This is a genomic window from Robiginitalea marina, assembly GCF_024006985.1.
Classification (GTDB): Bacteria; Bacteroidota; Bacteroidia; order Flavobacteriales; family Flavobacteriaceae; genus Robiginitalea; species Robiginitalea marina.
In genome coordinates this window covers 159,444-186,192 of sequence record NZ_JAMXIB010000003.1, presented here as the reverse complement: position 1 = coordinate 186,192, position 26,749 = coordinate 159,444, and the positions used below count along the sequence as shown (strand labels likewise).

The window sequence follows — 26,749 nt, the reverse complement described above, 5'->3', positions numbered from 1 at the left end:
CTCGGGCATCTTCCCCCAAGATAGGAAAAATTTGGGGCGGAATCTGAGAGGGTTTTGCAGGGATGCCTGTTATCTTGGCAGTGGGGGGAGGGGGGGTACCCCCAAAAAAGTCTTTATTTTTTTTGAACAAAAAGCCGCAGGTAGAACAAAACCATCAAAATCAGCCACCCCACCGGGTAGGGGATGATCCATGCCGCCCACCCGTAGCCCAGGTCGCCCCCCTCCCCAATACCGCCGTAAGCGGAAAGGATCCAGAGCGCCAACACCCCGAAAAAAATCAAGACGGCCGCCAACCGGTACCACTTGTGCTGCGGATCCCGGAACCCGTAAGTCACCACAGCCAGCAGGATACTCCCCAACAGCACCAGAACGCTGCCTTCCAACGGGTCCAGGGTGCCAAAAAGGATCAGTACGACCCCCAGGATAAACCCGGCCTGAAGCCCCCGTTCCCTTTTTGTTCGATTTTTCAAGGAGGTTCCTTTTTTCGCAAGGGATTATTCAGCTGACGGGACCACTGCAACCGCTTCGATCTCGATCAACCATTCCGGCAGGGCCAGGGCTGCAACGCCGACCAGGGTACTGGCGGGCATATCTGCCTCTCCCATCAACTCCTTCCTGACTCCCCGGAAAACCTCCAGGGATTCGGGTCCGTAATCCACGATATAGGTGTTCATTTTTACCACATCGTCCATAGAGGCCCCCTGGTCGGCCAAAAGGTCTGTCAGCTTGCCCAGGGCCGAACGCATCTGTGCTTCAAGGTCAGCCCCTTCGCCCACCTGCCCGGAAATATAGATCGTTTTAATCCCTGCGGACTGCACTACCACCGCCTCGGAATAGCCATTGTGGGTGTCGATGTAGGTTTTTTCAATAACGGGGATGCTACGGGGGGCTTCCAGCGAATGGGGCGGGGCCTGCTGGCACCCGGTCAGTGCTAATAGCAACAGGAGAATAAGGGATAGGGCTTTCATGGGACAACCTGAATTTTTGATCTACAAAATTTGATTCAGAAGATACCATTAATTTTTGGATTCTGACCCCTGCTGCAAGGCGCACCGGGGCCCTGCCCGGATATCCGGGGAAAAGCTTTTTTAAGTGACAAAGGCGGTTCAGTTCCGGTTCACCCGGTAGGTAATCCTTCGATTGGTGATTACCTGGGCAGGGATCGAAAGGGCAACGCTGGCCGAATCGCAAAGCCTGCTGGAATCCACCAACTCCATGCTGCAGAGGGAAGGTTGGCCCGAGCCGGAATTGTCCATGAACCGACCTAGTGTTATGTCGCCGGCCAGGGCCGTATTAAGGGGTGAAAAAGGGGGAGCCACATTAAAGGTGGTGGTGCCGCCCGTGGTCGTGTAAATGACCGTCCCGGAAACCTCATCATATTCGACGGTATACGGGTTGTTCCCCGAAAGGAACGCCCCAAGGTTTTGGGAATACGTGGCTGGCAGGCCCGTGGTTCCGTCAATCACCCTCACTTCAACCCCAAGGTTGTTGCCGCTGATGTGCCAGATCCTGAAATTACCCGCGGTTACGAGGTCGGCAACGCTCTCCTGGTCGCGGTACTCAAAGGAGGCCACAAAACTGGTAAAGTTGAAAATGCCCCCGGTATTCGGCACCACCACATCGATACCCGTGCTGCCCCCTGAGCCGCTGCCGATGCGGATACCGCACCCCGATTGCAGGGCGATCGGATTTACTGAGGTGGCATTCGGGCCTATCGTGGCAAGGCCAAGGTCAGGGGTATCAAAATCAAACCGCGAAACGGCCACATAGGGCGTGCCGTCGTCGCATACCCTATAGGCAAAGGCGTCTGCCCCGCTGAACCCGGGATTGGGGGTATAGGTAAAGCTCCCGTCGGCATTCAGGCTGAGGGTCCCGTTGGAAGGGCCCATTACCGGATTGGTATCGACCAGAAGCCCGGGGCCGTTCGGGTCTGTGTCGTTGGCGAGTAGCCCTGTGGCGGCACCAACCATGAGTGCCGCATTCAGCCCGGCGACATAGGTGTCATCGGCCGCTACCGGGGGTGATTTCTGGCTGAATCCCTCCGTCGCCCCCGAAAAAAGGAGCAGCATGAGCAAGCCCTGGCCCAGTGAAATTAGGTGTCTGCGCGGTTGGATCATACCCCAAAATTACCACGCCAGCAGGGCTATGCCAATTTTTGTTGTCAAACCCGCTGATCCGGTGGTGTATGGCCGGTGATGGCCTCCGAAAAGCCCGCCGGGGTTGCTCCCGCATGGGCCATTTCGCATAATCTCCGCTGTCGGGAAATGAAATTCCTGAAAGTTTTAGTATTTTCATCGGCTGACTAATTCATTCCGATTTACCATGAGAAATTCGATCCTGAGGGCAGTGCTGTTCATGCTGGCCCTATCGCTCCTCCCCTTTGCGGCACACGCCCAGAAAAGAAAGAAAACCTCAAGTGACAACTCCTATCCCGAAAACCTGTATTCCTCCATGGAATACCGGCTGATCGGCCCCTTCCGGGGCGGCCGTTCCGCAGCGGTAACCGGGGTACCCGGCAAGCCCAACCTTTTCTATTTCGGGGCTACGGGAGGCGGGGTTTGGCGCACCATGGACGGGGGCCGCACCTGGGAAAACATTTCCGACGGGTACTTTGGGGGGAGCATAGGCGCTGTGGAAGTGGCCCAAAGCGACCCCAATGTCATTTACGTGGGCGGGGGTGAAAAAACCGTCCGGGGGAATGTATCCTCCGGGTATGGGGCCTGGAAAAGCGTCGATGCCGGGAAGACCTGGACCGAAGCAGGGCTCGACAAAAGCCGGCATATCCCAAGGCTTCGGGTACATCCCGACAACCCGGATGTGGTCTTTGCCGCCGTGCTGGGCGACATCTACAAGCCCACCCCTGACCGGGGCATCTACAAAACCACCGACGGGGGGAAAACCTGGCGGCAGGTCCTGTTCGTCAACGAGCAGGCCGGGGCCGTGGACCTGACCTTTGACCCCACCAACCCGCGCATCCTCTATGCCAGTACCTGGAGGGTGCAGCGCACCCCCCACTCCCTGAGCAGCGGGGGGGAAGGTTCCGCGCTCTGGAAATCGACCGATAGCGGGGAAACCTGGAGCGAGATTTCCAAAAACGAAGGCTTCCCGACCGATACCCTGGGGATTATCGGGGTAACGGTATCGCCTGCAAACCCCCAACGGGTCTGGGCGATTGTGGAAAACAAAGAAAAAGGAGGGCTCTATCGCTCCGAAGACGGGGGCGGGAAATGGACCCAGGTAAACAGCGAACGCAAACTCCGCCAGCGGGCCTGGTACTATACCCGGGTCTACGCCGACACCCATGACGAAAACACCGTGTATGTGCTGAATGTGCAATACCACCGGTCCACGGATGGCGGGAAGACCTTCAACACCTTCAACGCCCCACACGGCGACCACCACGACCTATGGATCGCCCCTGAGGACCCGAACCGCATGATCATCGGCGACGATGGGGGCGCGCAGGTCTCCTATGACGCCGGCACCACCTGGAGCACCTACTACAACCAGCCTACGGCCCAGTTCTACAGGGTAACCACCGACAATGCCTTCCCCTACCGGATTTACGCTGCCCAGCAGGACAACTCCACCATCCGCATCCGCCACCGTTCCGACGGGTACGGCATCGGCGAGGACGACTGGGAGGAAACTGCCGGGGGGGAAAGCGCCCATATCGCGGTGGACCCTGAGAACGACGATATCGTATACGGGGGCAGCTACGGGGGCTTCCTCACCCGGGTAAACCACGATGCCAGGACGGTGCGGGCCGTGAATGTCTGGCCCGACAACCCCATGGGATACGGGGCCGAGGGGATGAAATACCGCTTCCAGTGGAACTTCCCCATTATTTTCAGCCGCCACGACCCGAAGAAACTCTACACCTTCTCCAACCACGTGCACCTGAGCACTGATGAAGGCCAGAGCTGGGAACTGCTCAGCCCCGACCTCACCCGCAACGACCCCGACAAACTGGTTTCCAGCGGGGGGCCGATTACCCAGGACAACACCGGGGTGGAGTACTACTGCACCATTTTCGCAGCCAACGAAAGCCCACTGAAGGAAGGCCTGATGTGGGTCGGGTCCGATGACGGGCTCATCCACCTGACCCGGGATGGGGGGCAGACCTGGGAAAACGTCACCCCGGCAGGTATGCCCGAGTGGAGCATGGTCAACAGCGTGGAGCCCTCCGCCTTTGACGAGGGCACGTGCTATGTGGCGGCCACCCGCTACAAACTGGGGGATTTCCAGCCTTACCTGTACAAGACCACCGACTACGGGAAAACCTGGGCCAAAATCACCAATGGCATCGATGGGGAACACTTTACCCGCGTAGTAAGGGAAGATTCGAAGCGCAAAGGCCTGCTGTATGCCGGTACGGAAACCGGGATGTACATTTCCTTCGACGACGGGCAAAGCTGGAAACCCTTCCAGATGAACCTCCCCATCGTCCCCATCACGGACCTGGCCGTGAAGGACAACAACCTGATCGTGGCCACCCAGGGCCGGAGCCTGTGGATCCTGGACGACCTGACTGTGCTGCACCAGCTGGATGAGGACACCCGAAATGCCGACGCCATCCTGTTCAGGCCCAAGGATGCCTACCGCACCAAAGGGGGCGCGGCCCGCACGCCTTCCCTTACCGAAGGGCAGAACCACCCGAACGGGGTGGTGACCCACTTCTACCTGAAAGATTTTGGGGAGAAGGACAGCGTGGCCCTGACCTATACCACCATGGCCGGGGATACCCTCGCCTCCTTCAGCACCTACGCCAAAGAGCCTGAGAAAAAGCTGGAGGTAAAGAAAGGCGGGAACACCCACGTGTGGGATACCCGCGGCAAAGGGGCCGAGCGCCTGGAAGGGATGATCCTCTGGTGGGCCAACCTCAGCGGGGCCAAAGCCGTTCCGGGGACTTATAAAGTACACCTGAGCGCCGCTGGCACCACCCAGAGCCAGCCCTTTACCATCGTTCCGGACCCGCGGGCGGAAGCCTCCGTGGCGGAAATGCAGCAGCAGCACGATTTCATCACAGACGTGAATTCCACGGTGGACCGCGCGCACCAGTCGATCAAGAAAATCCGCAAGATCAACGGGCAACTGGATGCCTTCATGGCGCAATACAAGGGCAATGAAGCCACCAAAGCCCTGGTGGAGCGGGCCAAAACGATGAAGGAAGGGTTTGGGGACATCGAAAAGGCCCTGTACCAGACCCAAAACCGCAGCGGCCAGGACCCGCTGAACTTCCCCATCCGCCTGACCAACAAGCTGGCGCACCTGAACAGCCTGGTGAACCTGGATGATTTCCCGCCCACGGCCCAGGACATCGCGGTTAAAAATGAACTCAGCGCGGAAATCAGGACCCAGCTGCAGGCCTTCGACAAAATGGTGGATGAGGAGATTACGGCCTTCAACAAGGCCTTCAACGACCTCAACCTGAATTACCTGTTTGTGGAGGAATAATCCCTTATGGCATCACGAAAAAAACCCCGGGAGTCCCCGGGGTTTTTTTATGTTCATCCCGAACCCTGCCGCAGGCACGGGTGAGGGACCTGTCCTAGTGGAGCCCAGGGCTTGTAAATCCTTCCTCCCACAGGCAAGTTTGAACGTTGATCCCTTGCGGTAAACTACGACTACCTGCTGCCCACTATAGCCTACCCCCCATTCATAAGCGCCTCGATCTCGTCGGGCAGGATCGGGATGTTCCCCATTAAATTGACCGGCGGCCCACTTTCCTGTATGACCACATCGTCTTCCAGGCGGATGCCCATCCCCTCCTGGGGGATGTAGATTCCGGGTTCCACGGTAAAGACCATATTGGGCTTCATGGGAGTCTTGAGTTGCCCGTAGTCGTGGGTGTCCAGGCCGATATGGTGGCTGGTGCCGTGCATGAAGAATTTCTTGTAGGCCGGCCAGTCGGGGTTCTCGTTTTGCACATCGGCCTTGTCCAACAGGCCCAGGCCCAGGAGTTCCGAAGTCATGACCTTGCCGACTTCCTTATGGTATTCCGCCCAGAGGGTACCGGGCACCAGCATGCTGGTAGCCTCGTCCTTTATCCGTAATACCGATTGGTATACCTGCTTTTGCCGTTTGGTGAACCGCCCGTTTACCGGGATTGTCCGGGTCATGTCGCTGGAATAGTTGGCGTATTCCGCGCCCACGTCCATCAGGATGAGGTCCCCGTCGCGGCACTGCTGGTTGTTCTCGATATAGTGCAGCACGTTGGCATTGTTCCCGGAGGCGATAATAGGGGTATAGGCAAACCCCCTGGAGCGGTTCCGGATAAACTCATGGAGGAATTCCGCCTCGATCTCGTATTCCCAGACCCCGGGTTTGACAAAGCCCAGCACCCTCCTGAAGCCTTTTTCCGTAATGCCGCAGGCGGTGCGCATCAGGTCGATTTCCCCGGGTTCCTTGACCCCCCGGATTTCCTGGAGGATGGGGTTGCTCTTGGCCACCTGGTGGGCGGGGAACTTTTCCTTGCAGGCCCTGATGAAACGGGCCTCGCGCGTCTCGGTTTCCACCGCCTGCCGGTAATGTTCATTGGTATTGAAATAAATGGTGGACGCCTCGGTCATCAGGTCAAAAAAGACCTTGTCGAATTCCTTCAGCCAGTACACCGTGCGGATGCCAGACACGGCAAAGGCCCGCTCCTTTGTCAGTTTCTCCCCCTCCCATATGGCGATATGGTCATTGGTTTCCCTGACAAACAACACTTCGCGGTGTTTCACGTCCAGGGCATCGGGGAATAGTAACAGGATGGTTTCCTCCTGGTCCACGCCGCTGAGGTAAAACAGGTCGCGCTGCTGCTGGAACGGCATGGTGCTGTCGGCACTGATGGGGTATATATCGTTGGAATTAAAAACAGCCAGGCTCCCAGCCTGCATATGCGACATGAATTTTTGCCGGTTACGGACAAAAAGCCGGGAATCAATAGGGTGGTATTTCATACTTGGTTTTTTTCAAAGGTACGGTTCCGCCGGGGAAGAAAACAAGACCCTTCCGGGCCCTTCTTCCCGGTTTCAACCAGGGGTTTCACCTAACAAAAGTCTTTTTCAGGGCGCCGATCACTGCCATGATCAGGACACCGCCCACGCCGCCACCCGCCACGCTCCCCAGGATGGATGCAACATCCATGGCAGCCATGGGTTCCCCCAGGCCAAAGGCTCCGAGCACTAACCCCCCGAGGCCGCCCCCCAGGATTCCGGCGAGGGAATTCCCCAGGACCCCCAGGGAAAGGTTGCCGAACAATTTTCCGGCGAGGTTTCCGCCTAAGGCCCCGGAAATTAATTGGATTATCAGGGGCAGATACTCTTGCATAATTTGTAGTTTTATTCGGTTAATCTTCCCTAAAGTACCAAAAAAAGCCTGTGGGAAGTCTGTATACCAGTACATGAACCCATAAATCAACCCCTATCCTTCCTGTTTATTATGAAAGTCCTGACTTTTTTCCTGAGCGTTTGCAGCATTGCTTTCGCAACTGCCCAAACCCAGCCGACACCCGCCTCCAGCGTGGTGGAGGCCCTGCAGCAACAGGCCTCCATGAAGGCCACTTCCCTGGTGAAAAACCTGGTCCTGGAAAATATCGGCCCCACCGTGATGAGCGGTCGCGTGGTCGACCTCTCCGTCAACCCTGAAAAACCCTCGGAATTCTACGTCGCCTATGCCTCCGGGGGGCTTTGGTATACGAATAACAACGGGATTTCCTTCGAACCGGTTATGGATAACACCCCCACACAGAATATCGGGGCCGTGGCGGTGCACTGGCCAAGCCGGACCGTGTACGTGGGTACGGGGGAAAGCAATGCCTCCCGCTCTTCCTATGCAGGGGTCGGTATCTACCGTTCAGGAAACGGGGGCCAAACCTGGGAATTTGCCGGGTTGCCCGATTCGCACCATATCGGCCGCATCCTGATCGCCCCGGACAATCCAATGGAGGCCACCGTGGCGGTGGCGGGGCACCTGTATTCCCCCAATGCGGAACGCGGCATCTACAAAACTGTGGATGGGGGCGTCACCTGGAAAAAGACCCTTTTTGTGGATGAGGGCACGGGCTTTATCGACCTGGTGGCCGCCCCGGACAACCCCCGGGTGCTCTATGCCGCTGCCTGGGAAAAGGACCGGAAAGCCTGGAACTTCAAGGGGAACGGCCCGGGTTCCGGCATTTACAAGAGTGTGGATGGCGGCAATACCTGGCAACTGCTTACGCGGGAAGGTTCCGGCTTCCCTACCGGGGAAGGGGTCGGCCGCATCGGCCTGGCCGCATTTGACGCCAATACCGTCTACGCCATCCTCGACAACCAGTTCCGGCGCGAGGAGAAAGCAGGGGAAGAAGCGGATACGGACAAGCTCACCAAGGAAACTTTCAAAGGCATGTCAGCAAAGGCCTTCCTTGAGCTGGACAATGGAAAATTGGGCACCTTCCTGAAAGAAAACGGGTTCCCGGAGAAGTATAAGGCCGATAGCGTAAAGGACATGGTCCGAAACGGGACCGTTAAACCTGAAGACCTCGCTGCCTACCTCGAAGACGCCAATTCCCTCCTTTTTGACACCCCCGTCATCGGGGCCGAGGTGTACCTAAGCGAGGACGGCGGAAAAACCTGGAAAAAGACCCACGATGGGTTCCTCGACGACCTGTATTACAGCTATGGGTATTACTTCGGCCTGGTTCGGGTGGCCCCTTATGACAAAAACCAGGTGTATATCGCCGGGGTCCCCATCCTACGCTCCGATGACGGGGGGAAGACCTTTACCTCCGTCAACGGCGACAACGTGCACGCCGACCACCACGCCCTGTGGATCAATCCGTCCCTGGAAGGGCACGTGATCAACGGGAATGACGGGGGGGTGAACATTTCCTATGACGCCGGGGCGCACTGGATCAAGAACAACACCCCTTCGGTCGGGCAATTCTACGCCATCAATGTAGACCACCAGAAACCCTATAACGTCTATGGCGGTTTGCAGGACAACGGGGTCTGGAAAGGCCCGCACAACGCGAAAGAATCGGTGGAGTGGCACCAATCGGGCCAGTACCCCTGGAAGGAAATCCTGGGGGGCGACGGCATGCAGGTGCAAATCGATTCCCGCAACCCCAACATCGTTTACACCGGCTTCCAGTTCGGGAATTATTACCGTCTCGATTTGTCCTCCGGCGAACGAACCCCTATCCAGCCGAAGCATTCCCTGGGAGAATCCCCCTACCGGTTCAACTGGCAGTCCCCCATTTTGCTTTCGCCCCACAACCAGGACATCGTCTACTTCGGGAGTAACCTCCTCCACCGGTCCATGGACCAGGGCCGGGAATGGACCGCGATTTCGGGGGACCTTACCGAGGGCGGGAAAAAAGGCAATGTATCCTACGGGACCCTGACAACCCTTTCCGAATCTCCCTTCCGGTTTGGGCTGTTGTATACGGGCAGCGATGATGGCCTGGTGCACCTGAGCCCCGATGGCGGCGTTACCTGGAAGCGGATCTCCGACAGCTTCCCCAAAGGGCTTTGGGTAAGCCGCGTCGCTGCCTCCGCCCATAAAGAAGGCCGGGTATATGTATCCCTGAACGGCTACCGGTGGGATGACTTCACCCCTTATGTTTACGTGAGCGAAGACTTCGGAAAAACCTGGAAAACCCTGGCCGGGGGCCTCCCGTTTTCGCCTGTAAACGTGATTCTTGAGGACCCCGCAAACGAGGACCTACTGTTTGTGGGCACCGATAACGGGCTATACGTTTCCCTCGACCGGGGGGCCTCCTGGAACCTGATGCAAAATGGCATGCCGCACGTTGCCGTTCACGACTTGGTTGTGCAACACGAAGCGAAACACCTGCTGGTCGGCACCCATGGGCGCAGCATTTACAAAGCCGACATCGCCCCCCTTCAAGCCCTGAAAAGCAGCCGGATGGCGGAGGAGCTCGTCGCCTTCGACCTCGAAGACCTGAGGCATTCCCAACGTTGGGGGGATTCATGGTGGTCCTGGGGCACCCCCAATACCCCGGGCCTGGAAATCCCGTTTTACAGCAGCAAAGGAGGGGCCGTCAGGGCGCAGGTACTCACCACAGACGGGATTGTGGTCAGTGAAACCGAAATGCAGGCCGACCCGGGCTTCAATACCATTTCCTATGACGTGGCCTTCTCAAAATCGGGCAAAAAAGACTACCTGTCCAAATATAAGACCCCGGTGAAAGAGGCGGGCAACGGGAAGACCTACCTTCCAAAGGGGACTTATGAAGTGGTGATCGAGCTCGGCAAAAGCACGGAAAAGAGGAAATTTGAGATCAAATAGCGGCCCCTGGAGACAGGCCTGACAGAACACGTTAACCCTGTGCAAGAGAAACCCGGGCAAAGTTTGTTATTGAGTGGGTTGTAGCCTATTTTTGTGATCGCTGAAAAAACTGACTACTTATGAGCGGATTCGCCAAATCATCCATTGCCAGGAAGGTCGTTATGGCCCTTTCAGGCCTTTTCCTGGTGCTCTTCCTGGCCCTGCACGTCACCATCAACATGAGTTCGGTGATCAGTCCGGAGACCTTCAATGCATGGTCGCATTTCATGGGGTATAACCCTGTGGTGCAATTCCTGATGCAGCCCATCCTGATCGCCGGGGTCGTCGTGCACTTCGTTATGGGTATAGTCCTGGAGTTTCAGAACCGGAAGGCCCGTCCGGTGCGGTATAACCAGTACAGGGGAAGTGCCAATGCCCCGTGGGTTTCCAGGAACATGATTCTCAGTGGCTTGGTGGTGCTCGCCTTCCTGGGCCTGCATATGTACGACTTCTGGTTGCATGAGATAAATTATAAGTTCGTGGAAGCCAACCCCGAAGACCCGACCCGGTACTTTGAGGAAACCGTTGAAAAATTTGCCCCCCTCTGGAGGACGGTCCTCTATGTGATTTCTTTCGTTTTGCTGGCCCTGCACCTGTGGCACGGCTTCGCCTCTTCCTTCCAGAGCATGGGCCTCAATAACAAGTACTCCCCGGCGATCCGCAGTTTCACCCGCCTTTATGCCATTGTGGTGCCCCTGCTGTTCATCTTCATCGCCCTCTTTCATCATTTAAACCCGATAACGCATTAAGTATGGGAATTCTGGATTCAAAAGTGCCTTCAGGCCCCCTGGCCGATAAGTGGACCAGGCACAAGAACGAGATCAACCTGGTAAACCCCGCCAATAAGCGAAACATCGACATCATTATTGTCGGGACCGGGCTGGCCGGGGCCTCCGCGGCGGCCACCCTGGCGGAATTGGGATACAACGTCAAGACGTTTTGTTACCAGGATTCCCCAAGGCGTGCCCACAGCATTGCCGCCCAGGGGGGGATTAATGCCGCAAAGAACTACCAGGGCGACGGGGACAGCCCCTACCGCCTGTTCTACGACACCATCAAAGGGGGTGACTACCGCTCCCGCGAGGCCAACGTCTACCGCCTGGCCGAGGAGTCGGTGAATATCATCGACCAGTGCGTGGCCCAGGGCGTGCCATTTGCCCGGGAATACGGCGGGCTGCTCGACAACCGCTCTTTTGGGGGGGTACTGGTTTCCCGCACCTTCTACGCCAAAGGCCAAACCGGGCAGCAGCTGCTGCTGGGTGCCTATGCGGCCATGAACCGGCAAATCCACCGGGGAAAGATCAAATCCTACACCCGGCACGAAATGCTCGATTTGGTCCTGGTCGATGGCAAGGCCCGGGGGATCATCGCCCGAGACCTGGTCACCGGGAAACTCGAACGCCATTCGGCCCATGCCGTGGTCCTCGCTTCGGGGGGCTACGGAAACGTATTCTTCCTTTCAACCAACGCCATGGGCAGCAATGTAACGGCCGCCTGGAGGGCACACCGCAGGGGGGCCTTTTTTGCCAACCCCTGCTTTACGCAAATCCACCCGACCTGCATCCCGGTTTCCGGCGACCACCAGTCGAAGCTTACCCTGATGTCTGAATCGCTCCGGAACGACGGGCGCATCTGGGTACCCAAAAACCTGGAGGATGCCAAAGCCATCCGGGAAGGGAGGCTCAAGCCCACCCAAATCGCGGAAGAAGACCGCGACTATTACCTCGAGCGCCGTTACCCCGCCTTCGGGAACCTCGTCCCCAGAGATGTCGCCTCCCGTGCGGCCAAAGAGCGTTGCGATGCCGGGTTTGGGGTCAACAAAACCGGGGAAGCGGTTTATCTCGATTTTTCTGCGGCCATTGCCCGGTACGGGAGGGAAAAAGCCCTGACCATGGGCCTCCAGGACCCGGACAAGGAAACCGTAACCGCCCTTGGGGAAGAAGTAATTGCCGCCAAGTACGGGAACCTGTTCCAGATGTATGAGAAAATCGTAGATGAAAACCCGTATAAAACGCCCATGATGATCTATCCCGCAGTGCACTACACTATGGGGGGACTGTGGGTCGATTACAACTTGCAAACCACCATCCCGGGCTGCTATTGCACCGGGGAGGCGAACTTCAGCGACCACGGGGCAAACCGCCTGGGGGCCTCCGCCCTCATGCAGGGGTTGGCTGACGGATATTTCGTGCTTCCCTACACCATCGGGGACTACCTGTCGAAAGATATCCGCACCGGGGCCATCCCCACCGACAGCGAGGCATTTGACCAGACCGAGGCCGAGGTCAGGGAGCGGTTGGGGCGGTTCTTCCAAACCACAGGCACGCACTCCGTGGACTACTACCACAAAAAGCTGGGCAAGATCATGTGGAACAAGTGCGGGATGTCCAGGAATGAATCCGGGCTCAAGGAGGCCATGAAAGAAATTGCCGAATTGCGGAAGGACTTCCTGGAAAACGTAAAGGTCCCCGGAAGTATGGAAGGCATGAACACCGAGCTTGAAAAAGCCGGCCGCGTGGCCGATTTCCTGGAATTGGGGGAACTTTTTGCCAAGGACGCCCTGGACCGGAATGAATCGTGCGGGGGCCACTTCCGCGAGGAATACCAGACCCCTGACGGGGAAGCCCTCCGGGATGATAAGAAGTATAATTATGTATCGGCCTGGGAATATACCGGCAACCCTGCCGATGCCAGGCTCCACAAGGAAACGCTGGTATTCGAAAACGTTGAAGTCAAAACCAGAAGCTATAAATAGGATCTCCTGTGCCGCGTTTGGGCGCTCCCTGCGCCAGGGCCGGCATGCCAAAAAAGAACAGCTATGAACTTACTCTTGAAAATCTGGCGGCAGAACAACAGCGCTTCCCGGGGTTCCCTGGTGGACTATCCCATCAGCGGCATCGAGGGCGATATGTCGTTTTTGGAAATGCTGGACGTGTTGAACGAGCAATTGATCGCCAAAGGGGAAGACCCCGTGGTTTTTGACCACGACTGCCGTGAGGGCATTTGCGGCTCCTGCTCCCTGATGATCAACGGGGAACCCCACGGGCCGGACCGGTTGATCACTACCTGCCAGTTGCACATGCGCAAATTCAAAGACGGGGACACGATTGTGATCGAGCCCTTCCGGGCCAGCGCCTTCCCGGTGATCAAAGACCTGATGGTCGACCGGAGTTCCTTTGACCGCATCCAGCAGGCCGGCGGATATATTTCCGTGAATACCTCTGGCCATACGGTGGATGCCAATGCCATCCCGATCGAAAAGGAAAAAGCAGACGAATCTTTTGCCGCTGCCACTTGTATAGGCTGCGGGGCCTGTGTGGCCGCCTGCAAGAATGCCAGCGCCATGCTGTTTACGGCCGCCAAGGTTTCCCAGTTTGCCCTGCTCCCGCAGGGGCAGATTGAAGCGACAGACCGGGTATTGAACATGGTGAAGCAAATGGACCTGGAAGGCTTTGGAAACTGCACCAATACCGGGGCCTGCGAGGTGGAATGCCCCAAAGGGATCTCCCTGGAAAACATCGCCCGCATGAACCGGGAATACCTGATGGCCTCCGCCAAAGGGTAATTCCTGCCCGCATGAAAAAAGAATCCCGGCGCCCATACAGCCGGGATTTTTTATTTTTAATAAAACCCTGTTGCCGTGACCCTACAACCCCCCTCCAAATTGCCTGGCCAGGAGGCCTCCATTTTCACTAAAATGAGCCAGATGGCTTCCGACACCGGGGCGATCAACCTGTCGCAGGGGTTCCCGGATTTTGGCGTGGCCCCGGAACTAATCCGCCTGATGCAGGAGGCCCTGGAACAAAATCACAACCAGTATGCCCCCATGGCGGGCATTCCCGCCTTAAGGGAAGCCGTTGCGAAGATGACTTCCTCCCTGTACGGGGCGGAGTATGACCCCGATAAGGAAATAACCATTACGGCCGGGGCTACGGAAGCCCTGTACGCAGCCATTGCCTGCTCGGTTTTTCCGGGCGATGAGGTCATCATCTTCAAACCGGCCTACGACAGCTACGAACCCGCCGTCAGGGCCCAGGGGGGCGTGCCGGTATTGCTGCAACTGCAGGGGCCCGATTTCCGGATCGACTGGGAAGCCTTTGCCTCCGCCCTCTCCACGAAAACCCGAATGGTCATCCTGAACAGCCCCCACAACCCTACCGGCACGGTGCTGACCAGGGACGACTTGCAGGCCCTCGATACCCTGCTGCGGCCCACCGATGTTCTCGTCCTGAGCGATGAGGTATACCAGCACCTGGTCTTTGACGGGGACACGCACCAGAGTGTCTGCCGGTTTCCCGGCCTCAGGGAACGGTCCTTCGTCTGCGCCTCATTTGGCAAGACCTTCCATATTACCGGTTGGAAAATGGGGTACTGCCTGGCCCCTGCAGCCCTGATGCGGGAGTTCCGGAAGCTCCACGAACTGCTCATCTTCTCCGTAAACCACCCGGCACAACACGCCCTGGCGGCCTATATGGAGAATGCTTCCCACTATGAAACCCTGGGGGGTTTCTTCCAGAAAAAGCGCGACCTGTTCCTGTCGGCCCTCGAAGGGTCCCGGTTCCGGTTTACCCCGGCCAAAGGCACCTACTTCCAGCTACTGGACTATTCCGCTATCAGTTCGGAAGGGGACCTGGCATTTTCGGAATACCTGGCGCGGGAAGTAGGCGTGGCCAGCATCCCGATTTCAGTTTTCAACCTGAACCGGGAAGACCACCGCCAATTGCGCTTTTGTTTTGCGAAAACCCGCGATACCCTGCTTAGGGCTGCCGAAATCCTGCGCCGCCTTTAAGGCAGGGCCGCAAAGACCTTCCTTACAAACTCCCCGATTTGGGACGGCTCCAGCCACCGGAGGACCATAACGACCTCTTCTTCCGGGGCCACCACAATGAAATTTCCCCCGAACCCGGCGGCATAATACACCGTTTCAGGAACCCCAGGCCATTCGCGCTCCCCCCCGCCGTTCAGCCACCACATGTAGCCGTAATTGGGGTTGGGGGTGGAAGGGGTGGTCGCTTCCCGGATCCATTCCGGGCTAAGGAGTTGCCGCCCGTCCCAGGTTCCCTGGTTCAGGAATAGCAGGCCAAAACGGGCCATGTCTTCGGTATTGATGAAAATCCCGCCGCCCGAGTGCCCGCCGCCCGTGACCGATTGCATCCGGTAGCCGTCGATGACGGTCCAGGCGTGGTCGTATCCAAACCAGCGCCAGGTGGTGGAAGCCCCTATCGGGTCCATGAGTTCCCGCTTCAGTACCGTCGGCAGGGGCTGGCGCCACAGGTGGGTCAGGGCGTATGCCAGCACATTTACGCGAACGTCGTTATACTCCATCACCGTGCCCGGTTCCCTCAGGGGGCGATACTTCCAGTCATCGATACCGCCTTCCGCCGGGGGACGGTCGGCCCAGTCGTGTCCACCCCAAAGGGTGCCCGACCAATCGGAATTTTGCTGCAACAAGTGGGCCCAGGTGATCTTGCCGTTGTGCTCCCCTTCAAAGGTGCCATCCCAGAGGTAGGTTGCCACCCGGTCCCCTGTGGACTGCAGCAACCCCTTATCGCGGGCCAGCCCTGCCACTGTGGAAAGGAAACTCTTTGTGACGCTGAAGGTCATGTCCACCCGGCGGGTATCGCCCCAGGAAGCTACTACATAGCCTTTTTTAAGGATCATGCCGGCGGGTCCTCCCCGCTCCTTCACCGGGCCGAGGATTTCGTGGTAGGGCTCCCGTTCGAAGCCCTTGAGGATGGCCAGGCGCAGGTCCCGGGGGCCTGAGTATTCATGCTCCCCTGCAAATTTCACGGCTTCCTGCAGGGCATCGGGGTCCAGGCCGGATTCCTTCGGGTTCCTTTGTTCCCATGTGCCCCCCGCCGGGGGGAAATACGCTTCCTGGGCAAAGCCGCCGAGGAAAAAGGGCAGCAATGCCCACAGTACAATACCTTTTTTTGTCATAAGAATTTAGTTGAAGGTGTGATATGCCGCAACGGCTGGCCTACAGGTCCAGTCGCATCATCCAGTCCATCTGCCGGTCGGTCCCAACGTAGTACGGGTGTTTATCAAAAATAGCAAATCCGTGGCGTTTGTAGAAGCGGATGGCTGCAAGATTCTCTTCCCATACCCCCAGCCAGAGGTATCGCTTTCCTTCCTTCCGGGCCAAATCCCCTGCCTGCTGCAGCATCCAGGCACCCAGGCCCCTTCCCTGGAATTCTGCAATAACGTAAAGGCGCTCTACTTCCATGCCTTCCGGTTCCCGGAGTTCCGTCTGGGCCTGCCCCACATTGACTTTCATATACCCGGCCAGCTGTGAGGCAGAATACAGGAAATAAAACCGGGTATCCGGGTTCCCAAGTTCTGCCCTGAGCCTTTCCGGATTAAAGGCCTCCTCCAAATGCTGCTGAAAATCCAGGGGGTTGTTCAGGGCGGCAAAGGCATGGGTAAAGGTCTCCCTTGACAGGGATGCCAGCGCCTCCAGGTCCCCGGCGCCACACAGTCTGAGGGTCGCATTTTCCACAGGTCTAAGGTAAGGAAACACTTCTGTTGGCCATAAAAAAAGCCCCCCGGAATGCGCCGGGAGGCTTTTAAAAATCTTGTTTCGGACCGTTACAGCATGAAAAGTTTCCGTGCCAGAAGGAGGATGCCGCTGATGAAATCATTGCGATACACCTGGATCTCCTGCGGGTCGTTCATTTGGTGGGATTCGGATTCCATGGCTTTCGGGGTTTAAGGACATCTGGCTCCATGCCCTGATTTGGTTACGCCCGAAAGTAGGAAACGCCTCCCAAAAAGCCGAAAGATTGTTGTCAACCCCTGCCAAATTGTTGCAAAAGGGGTCGGGAATGATTTCTGCGGAACCCGAAAGGCGCTCAGAGGGCCATCTCGGGCACATCGGCGGGCACGACCAACCTGCCCTCGGTGGCCTTCCTGATCTCTTCTACGGAGACCCCGGGGGCCCTTTCGAGCAAGAGGAACCCTTCAGGGGTGATTTCCATCACCGCCAGGTTGGTGACGATCTTCTTTACGCATTGTACCCCGGTAAGGGGAAGGGTGCAACGTTTGAGCAATTTTGATTCCCCGGCCTTGTTGGTGTGCATCATGGCCACAATGATGTTTTCGGCGGAAGCGACCAGGTCCATGGCCCCTCCCATCCCCTTGACCATTTTCCCCGGTATCTTCCAGTTGGCGATATCCCCATTCTCAGCCACTTCCATGGCGCCCAGGATGGTGAGGTCCACATGCTGCCCCCTGATCATGGAAAAACTCATGGCAGAATCGAAGAAAGAGGCCCCGGGCAGGGTCGTTATGGTCTGCTTTCCGGCATTGATCAGGTCCGGGTCCTCCTCCCCATCAAAGGGAAAGGGTCCCATCCCGAGTACCCCGTTCTCACTCTGGAATTCGACCTCTATATCGTCCCGCACAAAATTGGCTACCAGGGTGGGGATTCCGATCCCCAGGTTGACATAGTATCCGTCCCTGACTTCCCGGGCAATCCGTTTGGCTATTCCGTTTTTATCGAGCATATCATTTAGCGAATTTGGCAATTAGCAAATTTGACGTGAAACCCTTACGACATGCTAATCACGATTATGGTTATTCTTAAAATGCATTCTTCTCTTAGAACTTCCGATAATTCGGTTAATAAGTCGGCAAATTTGTCTGATTTCAGAGTTAATCCCTTCTTCCGGCTTTGGATAATGCCCTGATTCCAGACAAAGTCGCAACCAATATTCTGTCTCCTCTGCCTCCTTTGCCGCTATTTTAAATTTATGAACAAAATCTGCAGGGCTCTCGGCATTCTGTGCCTCACAAACATTAGCTCCTATTCCTGTTCCACTCCTGAACAATTGAGATGCCATCTCCCTATGATCTTTTCTCCGAAGGTGCTCGGTGTACTCAATAATCATAAGAGAGAACTTAAAGGTCTTTTCCTGAATAATATTCGAAGTGGGATGGCTCATTAACAATGACATTCGAGTCAACGCCATCAAATATCAACTGCTCAGGTGCACCTCACAAGCATTGTAAAATTCGCTAATTCACTAATTCGCTAATTCGCTAATTAGCCAAATGCCAAATCACCTCTTTCGCACCGTCCGCTGTTCAATTCGCTTCTCATAATCCCGTCCCTGGAAAATCCGCTGTACAAAAATCCCGGGGATATGGATTTGGTTGGGGTCCAGGGTCCCGGCCGGGACCAGCTCCTCAACTTCCGCCACCGTAATGCGGGCTGCCCCGCACATACAGGGGTTGAAATTGCGGGCAGTACCGCGGAAAACAAGGTTCCCCGCCTCGTCGCCCTTCCAGGCTTTCACGAAGGAAAAATCTGCCTGGTATGCTTCTTCCATCACATACATTTTGCCATGGAATTCCCTGATTTCCTTCCCTTCGGCCACTTCGGTGCCAAATCCGGCCGGGGTGAAAAAGGCTGGGATCCCAGCCTGGGCCGCCCGGCATTTTTCCGCCAGCGTCCCCTGTGGGGTGAGTTCCACCTCCAGTTCCCCACTGAGCATCTGGCGTTCAAATTCGTCATTCTCCCCCACATAGGAGGAAACCATTTTGCGGATTTGTTTTTTCTGCAGCAAAAGGCCCAGGCCAAAATCGTCCACCCCCGCATTGTTGCTAATGCATGTCAGGTCCGTTACCCCCCTGCGCACCAGCTCTGAAATGGCATTTTCAGGGATCCCGCACAAGCCAAAACCGCCAAGCATCAGGGTCATGCCGTCTTCAACCCCTTCCAGGGCTTCCCGGGCATCCTCCACAGTCTTTCGTATCATAACTATTCCTGCTTTATTCGTATACCCCTTTCCCGCAACGGGCGGGGTCTTTAAAAATCGAGGTCTTCCAGATCGTCTTCCAACTCCTGGTTCTCTTCCTCTTCCGGGGTGGGCGTGCTGCAATCGACCCGGATGGAGAGTTCTTCCGGCTGCTCAAAATCATCTGTGGAAACCTCCAGTTCGGGGTTTGCGTAGTTCTGTTTCATATACAGCCCCCAGATGGGAAGCGCCATAGACGCCCCCTGTCCATAGACGATGTTCTTGAAATGGGTGGCCCGGTCCTCCCCGCCTACCCAGACCCCGGTGACCAGGTTGGGCACCATGCCGATGAACCAACCATCGCTCTGGTTCTGGGTGGTGCCTGTTTTTCCGGCTATCGGGTTGGTGAATTCATAGGGGTATCCCGTGATGATTTCTTTATAGACCTGGGTGTTTTTGTTGTAATTGTGGCGCAGCCGGGTCCCCGAACCCCCTTCCGTAACCCCTTTAAGGAGGTCTACCATGGCATAGGCCACATCCCTGCTGAGCACATCCTTGGTCTCGGGGGTGTATTCATAGAGGACCGTGCCATTCCTGTCTTCAATACGGGTAACCATCACCGGTTTCACGTACACCCCCTGGTTGGCAAAAGCCCCGTAGGCCCCTACCATTTCATAGACATTGAAATCGGGGGTCCCAAGGGCGATGGAGGGTACTTCCGGGATCTCCCCGGTGAGGCCGAGGTTCTTCACAATGGCGACCACGGGTTTTGGCCCTACCTCGTCGATGAGCTGGGCAGTTACCGTATTGACGGAGTTGGCCAGGGCCGCTTTGAGGGTATAGCTCTTACCGGAATACTTCCCATCGGAGTTTTTAGGGCACCAGGGTTCCGGGTTTCCGTGTTTGCCGGCTTCAATACAGTACTGGGTGTCGGGCAGTTCATCGCAGGGCGATCGCCTCAGCTGGTCTATGGCCGCCGCATAAATAAACGGCTTGAAGGTAGAGCCCGCCTGCCTGGCCCCCTGGATAACATTGTCGTACTGGAAATGCCGGTAGTTGATTCCCCCCACCCAGGCCTTTACGTGCCCGGTCTGTGGCTCCATAGACATCATGGCGGCCCGCAGGAAGGTTTTGTAATAGCGGATGGAGTCCAGGGGGGTCATCACGGTGTCCTTCTCGCGCGTGGGCGCATTCCAGTCGAAAACGGTCATTTCGGCCGGTTCCCGGAAAGAAGCCCGTATTTCCTTTTCCGATTTGCCCTCCCGGGCCATCGCCCTCCAGCGATCGGAGTTTTTCATGGCCCGCTCCAGGATGCCCTCGATCTCTTCGGGGGTCAGGTCCAGGAAGGGCGTGGTTGGGTTGCGTTCACGGGTTTGCTGGACGAAGAACTCCTTCTGGAGGTTCTTCATGTGTTCCTGTACGGCCTGTTCGGCGTGCGCCTGCATGCGTGAATCAATGGTGGTGTAGACCTTTAACCCGTCGAGGTAGATGTTCCAGGTATCGCGCTCCCCTTCCCGGGCGGGCCTGGGGTTTTTGGAAATCCAGTCTTTGAGCCAGCCCTGCAGGTACATCCGGAAGTAGGTGGCCAGGCCTTCCCGGTGGTTTTCCGGATTGAAATTGATGTCCATTTTAAGGGCCGACAACGAATCCCGCTCCGCCTCCGTGATGTAATCGTATTTGGCCATCTGGGCCAGTACGGTGTTGCGGCGGTCAAGCACGAGTTGTTCCCTGCGGATCGGGTTGTAGAGGGAGGAATTTTTAAGCATGCCCACCAGTACGGCCGACTCTTCGGTTTTCAGGTCCCTCGGCTCCTTGCCAAAATAGATCCGGGCAGCGGAGCGAATCCCATCGGCATTGTAATTGAAATCATAGATATTCAGATACATGGCGATAATCTCCTCCTTGGTATAACTCCGCTCCAGGCGGGTGGCGATGACCCATTCCTTGACCTTCTGGAGCACTGCCTCCACCACGTTTTTAGACCGCACCCCAACGAAAAGCTGGCGTGCCAATTGCTGCGAAATCGTGCTGGCCCCCCCTTTCTGGCCCAGGAAGATCAGGGCCCGGAGGGTGCCCCTTACATCGATCCCCGAGTGTTCAAAAAAGCGTGCGTCTTCCGTGGCGATCAGGGCCTCCACGAGGTTCGGGGGAATTTCGGAATAGGGCACATCGGTACGGTTATCATCCAGGAAGAATTTTCCCAGGGTTTTCCCGTCGGAAGAAATGATCTCGGTAGCCAGGTTGGTTTGGGGGTTTTCCAGGCGTTCAAAGGTGGGCATCTCCCCGAAGACCCCCCAGGACGCCAACAGGAACACCAGGGCCAACGAGAGGGTTCCAAACACAAAAAAGATCCAGAAGCCCTTGATAAAAGGCCGGAAAGAGGGGGCTGATGATTTCCTTTGCTTTTTTGCCATCGGTCTCTACTGTTTCTTCTCGATCTGAAGACCCACATCCAGCACCCCGGGAAGGGCCTCCATGCCTTCAACACTCCCGTTTTTTCGCATGGCGTGCGAGATGGTAACCTTATATACGCCCGAATCGGGAAAAACGATGTTTTCGCGATACCATAATTTGTTCTTCCTTACGCTGCCCAGGCCGGAACCCAGCCAGTTCCCTTCGGCATCGGCCATCTCATATTCCAGGGTGTCGCGCTGCGACGTACCGTCCGGGGTATTCAATTCGACTATCAGAAAAAGGTTGTTGAAAGGGTATTGGTTGTCATTGCGAAGGGTGATGAACATCTCGTGGGCCCGGGCGCTGTCAAGGCCCGAAAAGGAGAATTCCATCGCCTGGTCCTTTGCCCACTTCCCGTTCCCGGTGTCCCGCACCTCGGCGAAGGCCAGTTTTTCAGTACAGGAAACCCCTAAAATCATGGCGAGCAACGCCGTGAGAATTCTATGCATTTCGGCCCGTTCTTTTTTTATTGCCCCCTTTGTTGTTCCGTTTTTTCCTGTTCCGCCTCCCCTTGGGTCGGTCAAACCGCGTAAGGCTGTCCTGCCCGACGGGATTTTCAAAAGCGACCTCCTCGGTCTGATAGTTCTCCGAGGCGTACTCTTCCAGGCTCCCTGCTTTTTTCTTCTGCCGGTTCAGCTCCAGGATTTCATGGACCTGTTCGCTGCCCAGGGAATGCCAGGTCGCCGGGTCGTCCCGGTAGGAAAACCATAGGACCCCCTTGAAAATATCGGTTTTCTGGCAAAACGCCACGCCCTTTTCCGTTTGCAGTTTGGTGTCCAGGGGCGGAAAATCCTTCAGGGCATCCAGGTAGGTGTCGAGTTCGTAATTGAGGCAGCATTTCAGTTTGCCGCACTGTCCGGCCAGTTTCTGGGGGTTTAGCGAGAGTTGCTGGTATCGGGCTGCCCCCGTGGTGACCGACCTGAAGTCCGTCAGCCAGGTGGAACAACACAATTCCCTGCCACAGGACCCAATGCCCCCAAGGCGCTGGGCTTCCTGGCGGTACCCTATCTGGCGCATCTCAACGCGGATGCCAAAGGCCTTGGCCATGTCCTTGATCAGCTGGCGGAAATCGACCCGGTCCTCAGAGGTATAGTAGAACGTGGCCTTGGATCCATCGCCCTGGAATTCCACGTCGGAAATCTTCATTTGCAAGCCCAGGATGATGGCCATTTCCCGGGCCCTTTTTTTGATCTCCTCCTCTTTTCCCCTGACCTTATGCCACTTGTCTATGTCCCGCTGGGTCGCCTTGCGGTATACTTTTGGCAGGTCGGCATTCAGGGGGATGTTTTTCTTCTTCAGCTGCACCCTAACCAGTTCCCCGGCGAGGGTCACATGGCCTACGTCATGCCCCGATTTGGCCTGCGTGGCCACGACATCCCCGATCGATAGGGGAAGGCCTTCTGAATTCCTGAAATATTCCTTCCTGCTGTTTTTAAACCGCACTTCAACCACGTCAAAAACCTCCTGTCCGGCAGGCAGAGACATGTTGGAAAGCCAGTCAAACACCGTGAGTTTGTTACAGCCATCCGTTGCGCAGGTCCCATTGTTCCTGCATCCGCGCGGCTGTCCCCCTTCTGCGGTTGAACAACTGCTACATCCCATATTTTTTATCTCAAATCCACAGTGCCCTTAGGGGCGGCTGCAGATACGGGTTCATAATAGATTACTCGCGTAAAGATAGAATAATTTTAGGCGCAAAAGAAAAAGGCGCCCGTCTGCAGCCGGCCGGGTTTGCAGGCAGAACAGTTGGTTCCCGGGGATGGTGCCGGGGCGCCGGCTTTGTGTTTTTTTCTGACAGGGGAGCCCTATTCCAGAACGGCAGTGTTTTCCGGCGACTTCTTAAATTTCAGCACCTCAGACCGTCCTTTTTTGAAGATCAGGTTGCTCTTGACCCTCCCTTTGCGGAGCTTCTTTTGTTCCTCATAAGGCAGGGCAACGACTTCCATGCACGCTTCGGAGCAACAATGGTTCATGTTTTCCGCGCATTCGGGGCACTGGATAAACAGCAGGTGGCACCCTTCATTTGCGCAGTTGGTGTGGGTGTCACAGGGTTTTCCGCACTGGTGGCAACTGGCGATGACATCATCGGAAATGCGCTCTGAACGCCGTTGGTCAAAAACAAAATTCTTGCCCAGGAACTTGTTCTCCAACTGCTTTTCCCGCACCTGGCGTGTATATTCAATGATCCCGCCTTCCAGCTGGTAGACCTGCCTGAAGCCCTTATGGCGGTAATAGGCACTGGCCTTTTCACAGCGGATCCCCCCGGTGCAGTACATGACGAGCTTTTTGTCTTCCTTGTGGTCCCTCAGCTGGGCTTCGATCAGGTCCAGGGAATCCCGGAACGTATCCACATCCGGGGTAATGGCCGTCCTGAAGTGGCCGATTTCGCTTTCATAGTGGTTGCGCATATCGACCACAATGGCATCGGGGTCTTCCAACAGCTGGTTGAATTGTTCGGCATCCACATGGATGCCTTTGTCGGTGACATCGAAGCTGCCGTCGTCGAGGCCGTCGGCCACAATTTTCCTCCGGACCTTTACCTTCAGCTTCAGGAAAGATTTATTGTCTTGTTCAATGGCGATATTCAACCGGACACCCTCCAGGAAACTGATGCTGTCGAGGTGTGCCTTGAATCGGTTGAAATTCTCTGCGGGAACGGAAAGCTGGGCGTTTACCCCTTCGTGGGCAACATAAATCCTGCCGAGAACGTCCAGTTCATCCCAGTGGATGAAAAGGTGGTTCCTCAGGAGCCCCGGGTTTCCGATGTGTGCGTATTTGTAGAAAGAGATCGTGAGCCGGTCTTTCCCAGCCTGCTCAATCAGGGCTTCTCTTTCCTTTGCACTTAGCGTATTGTACAGTTGCATGCTATACCAATATTTAAGTTAAAAGAAATCGAAAGGCCAAAAATAGTCAATCCCTTGAAAAAGAGGGCAAAAAAAGAGCCCTGTTTTCAGTACAGGGCTCCGGTGGGACCGCATTTTCCTTCTTCTCCACAGCAATTTGATGAAATTGGGATGCAGTTCCCGTAATTATCTTTGGATCGGCAACGGGTATTTATGTTCATAAGATTCCACGAGTGCAAAAAGGTTGCTTTTCCCATTGCGGGAATCATAAAAAGAAATGGTAATTTAGTCCTCCACAAAAAAATCACATATCGATGAGCAGCGAGAAAGAAGCGAAGCTGAAAGCCCTGAAACTAACCCTGGACAAACTGGACAAAACCTATGGAAAAGGCGCTGTCATGAAGATGGGGGATGAAGTGGTACAGGATGTTGAGGTCATCTCGTCCGGTTCCCTCGGGCTTGATTTGGCCCTCGGGGTGGGAGGGTATCCCCGGGGCAGGGTCATCGAAATTTACGGGCCGGAATCTTCGGGAAAAACCACCCTTACCCTCCACGCCATCGCAGAGGCGCAAAAGGCGGGTGGCATTGCCGCCTTTATCGATGCTGAACACGCCTTTGACCGCTTTTATGCCGAAAAACTTGGGGTGGATATCGACAACCTGATAATTTCCCAACCCGATCACGGGGAACAGGCCCTGGAGATTGCAGACAACCTGATCCGTTCAGGGGCGATCGACATCGTGATTATCGATTCCGTGGCCGCCCTGACGCCCAAAAGCGAGATTGAGGGGGAGATGGGGGATTCGAAGGTCGGCCTCCATGCCCGACTGATGTCGCAGGCCCTGCGAAAGCTGACCGGTTCGATCAGCAAAACGCACAGCACCGTAATCTTCATCAACCAGCTGCGGGAAAAAATCGGGGTCATGTTCGGCAATCCGGAAACTACCACAGGGGGTAACGCCCTGAAATTTTATGCCTCGGTACGCCTGGATATCCGGCGCTCTACCCAGATCAAGGACACTGACGGGGAGGTACAGGGAAACAAGACCCGGGTTAAAGTGGTGAAAAACAAAGTGGCCCCCCCGTTCAAAACGGCTGAGTTTGATATCATGTACGGGGAGGGGATTTCCAAACTCGGGGAAATCCTCGATTTAGGGGTGGCCTACGAGATCATCAAAAAGAGTGGTTCCTGGTTCAGCTATGGCGACACCAAGCTGGGGCAGGGCAGGGATGCCGTAAAAGTCCTGCTGCAGGACAACCCGGAACTCATGGATGAACTCGAGGAAAAAATCAAAGATGCCATAAAGGCGATCAAAGGGTAATCCCAAAGGGGAAATATCCCCGCCTCAAGCAACCTTTGCCCCCAACATCCATCTAACTAAAGCAGTTTAAGGAAGATACTGGGTATGGAATCCTTTTTTAGGGGCGTTAAAATCCTGTTTTTGGTGTTGGTCCTGAACGCCTGCGACCTGGGGGATGACGGGGTGAGCTATCACTTTGTTTCCCTGCCGGTCGTGGATGTTGGGATGCCCGAAAGCTTCAGGCTGAACGAAACCTATGAAATAGGGGTAACCCTCCTCCTTCCCAATGGTTGTGCTCAGTTTGAAGGTTTTGATGTCACCTCGGAAGATACCACCGTGCGCCGGGTGGTGGCCATCGGGACGGAAGTAGATGGACCTTCCTGCACCCAGGAGGTTTCTGAAGTGGAGGCTACCTTTCGGTTTATTTGCCTGTACCCCGAAACCTACAGGTTTTTGTTCTGGACGGGGGAGGATGAATCCGGGGAACCCCGGTTTTTGGAGATTGAAGTGCCGGTGACCCGTTGATCCGGACACTTACGGAAGTAACCCAATCCATATATTGACGCAGGAGGACCTCATAAAAAAGTGTTGCAAGGGAAACCGGACGGCCCAGGAGGAATTGTATCGGAGGTATTCCCCTGTGCTCTATGGCCTGTGCCTGAAATACTCCAGGAACAAGAACGAAGCGGAAGACAATCTGCACGACAGCTTTGTGACCATTTTCCAAAAAATGCACCAGTATGGCTTCAAAGGCTCTTTTGAAGGCTGGATCAAGCGGATTACGATCAATACGGTACTGCAGAAATACAGGAAAGAGGAACCCCTTGCCCTGATGACCGAGCTCCCGGACCCCGTGGAGGAGGTCTATTCGGAGGAAGAAACGGAGGTGTCGCTGAGCACCTTGCTGAAATACATTCAGGAATTGCCCACCAAATACCGGATCACCTTCAATTTGTACGTGCTGGACGGGTATTCCCACAAAGAGATCAGTGAAGCCCTTGGCACTTCGCAGGGAACTTCCAAATCGAACCTGGCCAGGGCGCGGATGATCCTGCAGGAGAAGATTCTAAAAAAAAAACAAATAGCCTAAGAGCCCCAT

23 protein-coding genes are annotated in these 26,749 nt (G+C 56.0%); 9 read left to right on the top strand and 14 right to left on the bottom strand.

Annotated elements, in window-relative coordinates:
* Positions 1-113: 113 nt before the first annotated feature.
* The 3 genes from NG653_RS05480 to NG653_RS05470 form a co-directional block, all read right to left on the bottom strand.
* Positions 114-470, bottom strand: coding sequence for a hypothetical protein (locus NG653_RS05480; protein ID WP_252740673.1), 357 nt, complete (start codon positions 468-470; stop codon positions 114-116).
* Positions 471-494: 24 nt separating this feature from the next.
* Positions 495-968, bottom strand: coding sequence for a RidA family protein (locus NG653_RS05475; RefSeq protein ID WP_252740672.1), 474 nt, complete (start codon positions 966-968; stop codon positions 495-497).
* A 138-nt stretch (positions 969-1,106) separates the two neighbouring features.
* Positions 1,107-2,117, bottom strand: a complete 1,011-nt coding sequence (locus NG653_RS05470) for an Ig-like domain-containing protein (RefSeq protein ID WP_252740671.1) — start codon at positions 2,115-2,117, stop codon at positions 1,107-1,109.
* Between the two features lie 205 nt (positions 2,118-2,322).
* Between NG653_RS05470 and NG653_RS05465 the strand changes: the two genes are divergently transcribed.
* Positions 2,323-5,457 carry a WD40/YVTN/BNR-like repeat-containing protein gene (locus tag NG653_RS05465; RefSeq protein ID WP_252740670.1) on the top strand — a complete coding sequence of 1,045 codons (3,135 nt, stop codon included), beginning with the start codon at positions 2,323-2,325 and terminating at the stop codon, positions 5,455-5,457.
* Between the two features lie 191 nt (positions 5,458-5,648).
* Here the strand turns inward: NG653_RS05465 and NG653_RS05460 are convergent, their stop codons facing one another.
* A complete protein-coding gene (locus NG653_RS05460; protein ID WP_252740669.1) occupies positions 5,649-6,944 on the bottom strand; it encodes an aminopeptidase P family protein in 1,296 nt (431 codons plus the stop codon).
* An 85-nt stretch (positions 6,945-7,029) separates the two neighbouring features.
* Positions 7,030-7,314: a hypothetical protein gene (locus NG653_RS05455; RefSeq protein ID WP_252740668.1), complete on the bottom strand. Its 285-nt coding sequence runs from the start codon at positions 7,312-7,314 to the stop codon at positions 7,030-7,032.
* 111 nt (positions 7,315-7,425) lie between these two features.
* On the opposite strand from NG653_RS05455, the gene NG653_RS05450 reads away from it, so the two are divergent.
* The 5 genes from NG653_RS05450 to NG653_RS05430 all read left to right on the top strand — a co-directional run bounded on the left by NG653_RS05450 (position 7,426) and on the right by NG653_RS05430 (position 15,103).
* Entirely contained in the window at positions 7,426-10,275 is a 2,850-nt protein-coding gene (locus NG653_RS05450) for a glycosyl hydrolase (protein ID WP_252740667.1), read from the top strand.
* A gap of 119 nt (positions 10,276-10,394) precedes the next feature.
* Entirely contained in the window at positions 10,395-11,063 is a 669-nt protein-coding gene (locus tag NG653_RS05445) for a succinate dehydrogenase cytochrome b subunit (RefSeq protein WP_252740666.1), read from the top strand.
* A 2-nt stretch (positions 11,064-11,065) separates the two neighbouring features.
* A complete protein-coding gene (locus NG653_RS05440) occupies positions 11,066-13,069 on the top strand; it encodes a fumarate reductase/succinate dehydrogenase flavoprotein subunit (RefSeq protein WP_252740665.1) in 2,004 nt (667 codons plus the stop codon).
* A gap of 63 nt (positions 13,070-13,132) precedes the next feature.
* Complete coding sequence (locus NG653_RS05435) at positions 13,133-13,879, top strand: succinate dehydrogenase/fumarate reductase iron-sulfur subunit (RefSeq protein WP_252740664.1); 747 nt, start codon at positions 13,133-13,135, stop codon at positions 13,877-13,879.
* A gap of 75 nt (positions 13,880-13,954) precedes the next feature.
* A complete protein-coding gene (locus NG653_RS05430; RefSeq protein ID WP_370281070.1) occupies positions 13,955-15,103 on the top strand; it encodes a methionine aminotransferase in 1,149 nt (382 codons plus the stop codon).
* On the opposite strand, the gene NG653_RS05425 is transcribed toward NG653_RS05430, so the two are convergent.
* The 9 genes from NG653_RS05425 to trhO form a co-directional block, all read right to left on the bottom strand.
* A complete protein-coding gene (locus tag NG653_RS05425; protein WP_252740663.1) occupies positions 15,100-16,254 on the bottom strand; it encodes a serine hydrolase domain-containing protein in 1,155 nt (384 codons plus the stop codon). The genes NG653_RS05430 and NG653_RS05425 overlap by 4 nt on opposite strands.
* A gap of 40 nt (positions 16,255-16,294) precedes the next feature.
* Complete coding sequence (locus NG653_RS05420; protein ID WP_252740662.1) at positions 16,295-16,813, bottom strand: GNAT family N-acetyltransferase; 519 nt, start codon at positions 16,811-16,813, stop codon at positions 16,295-16,297.
* 352 nt (positions 16,814-17,165) lie between these two features.
* A complete protein-coding gene (locus NG653_RS05415; protein WP_252740661.1) occupies positions 17,166-17,819 on the bottom strand; it encodes a CoA transferase subunit B in 654 nt (217 codons plus the stop codon).
* Between the two features lie 54 nt (positions 17,820-17,873).
* Positions 17,874-18,203 carry a four helix bundle protein gene (locus NG653_RS05410; RefSeq protein WP_370281074.1) on the bottom strand — a complete coding sequence of 110 codons (330 nt, stop codon included), beginning with the start codon at positions 18,201-18,203 and terminating at the stop codon, positions 17,874-17,876.
* A 171-nt stretch (positions 18,204-18,374) separates the two neighbouring features.
* On the bottom strand, positions 18,375-19,073 hold the full coding sequence (locus NG653_RS05405; RefSeq protein ID WP_252740659.1) for a CoA transferase subunit A: 699 nt from the start codon (positions 19,071-19,073) through the stop codon (positions 18,375-18,377).
* A 50-nt stretch (positions 19,074-19,123) separates the two neighbouring features.
* Entirely contained in the window at positions 19,124-21,466 is a 2,343-nt protein-coding gene (locus tag NG653_RS05400; protein WP_252740658.1) for a penicillin-binding protein 1A, read from the bottom strand.
* A gap of 6 nt (positions 21,467-21,472) precedes the next feature.
* Positions 21,473-21,955: a gliding motility lipoprotein GldH gene (locus NG653_RS05395; RefSeq protein WP_252740657.1), complete on the bottom strand. Its 483-nt coding sequence runs from the start codon at positions 21,953-21,955 to the stop codon at positions 21,473-21,475.
* Entirely contained in the window at positions 21,948-23,108 is a 1,161-nt protein-coding gene (locus tag NG653_RS05390; RefSeq protein WP_252740656.1) for a PSP1 domain-containing protein, read from the bottom strand. Before NG653_RS05390 ends, NG653_RS05395 begins: the two co-directional genes overlap by 8 nt.
* A 203-nt stretch (positions 23,109-23,311) precedes the next feature.
* Complete coding sequence (gene trhO, locus NG653_RS05385; RefSeq protein WP_252740655.1) at positions 23,312-24,370, bottom strand: oxygen-dependent tRNA uridine(34) hydroxylase TrhO; 1,059 nt, start codon at positions 24,368-24,370, stop codon at positions 23,312-23,314.
* A 293-nt stretch (positions 24,371-24,663) separates the two neighbouring features.
* On the opposite strand from trhO, the gene recA reads away from it, so the two are divergent.
* From recA to NG653_RS05370, 3 genes are all read left to right on the top strand, one after another.
* A complete protein-coding gene (gene recA / locus NG653_RS05380) occupies positions 24,664-25,671 on the top strand; it encodes a recombinase RecA (protein ID WP_252740654.1) in 1,008 nt (335 codons plus the stop codon).
* 84 nt (positions 25,672-25,755) lie between these two features.
* Complete coding sequence (locus NG653_RS05375) at positions 25,756-26,175, top strand: hypothetical protein (protein WP_252740653.1); 420 nt, start codon at positions 25,756-25,758, stop codon at positions 26,173-26,175.
* 34 nt (positions 26,176-26,209) lie between these two features.
* Positions 26,210-26,740 (top strand): RNA polymerase sigma factor, encoded by a 531-nt coding sequence (locus tag NG653_RS05370; RefSeq protein ID WP_252740652.1) that lies wholly within the window; start codon positions 26,210-26,212, stop codon positions 26,738-26,740.
* Positions 26,741-26,749 lie beyond the last annotated feature (9 nt).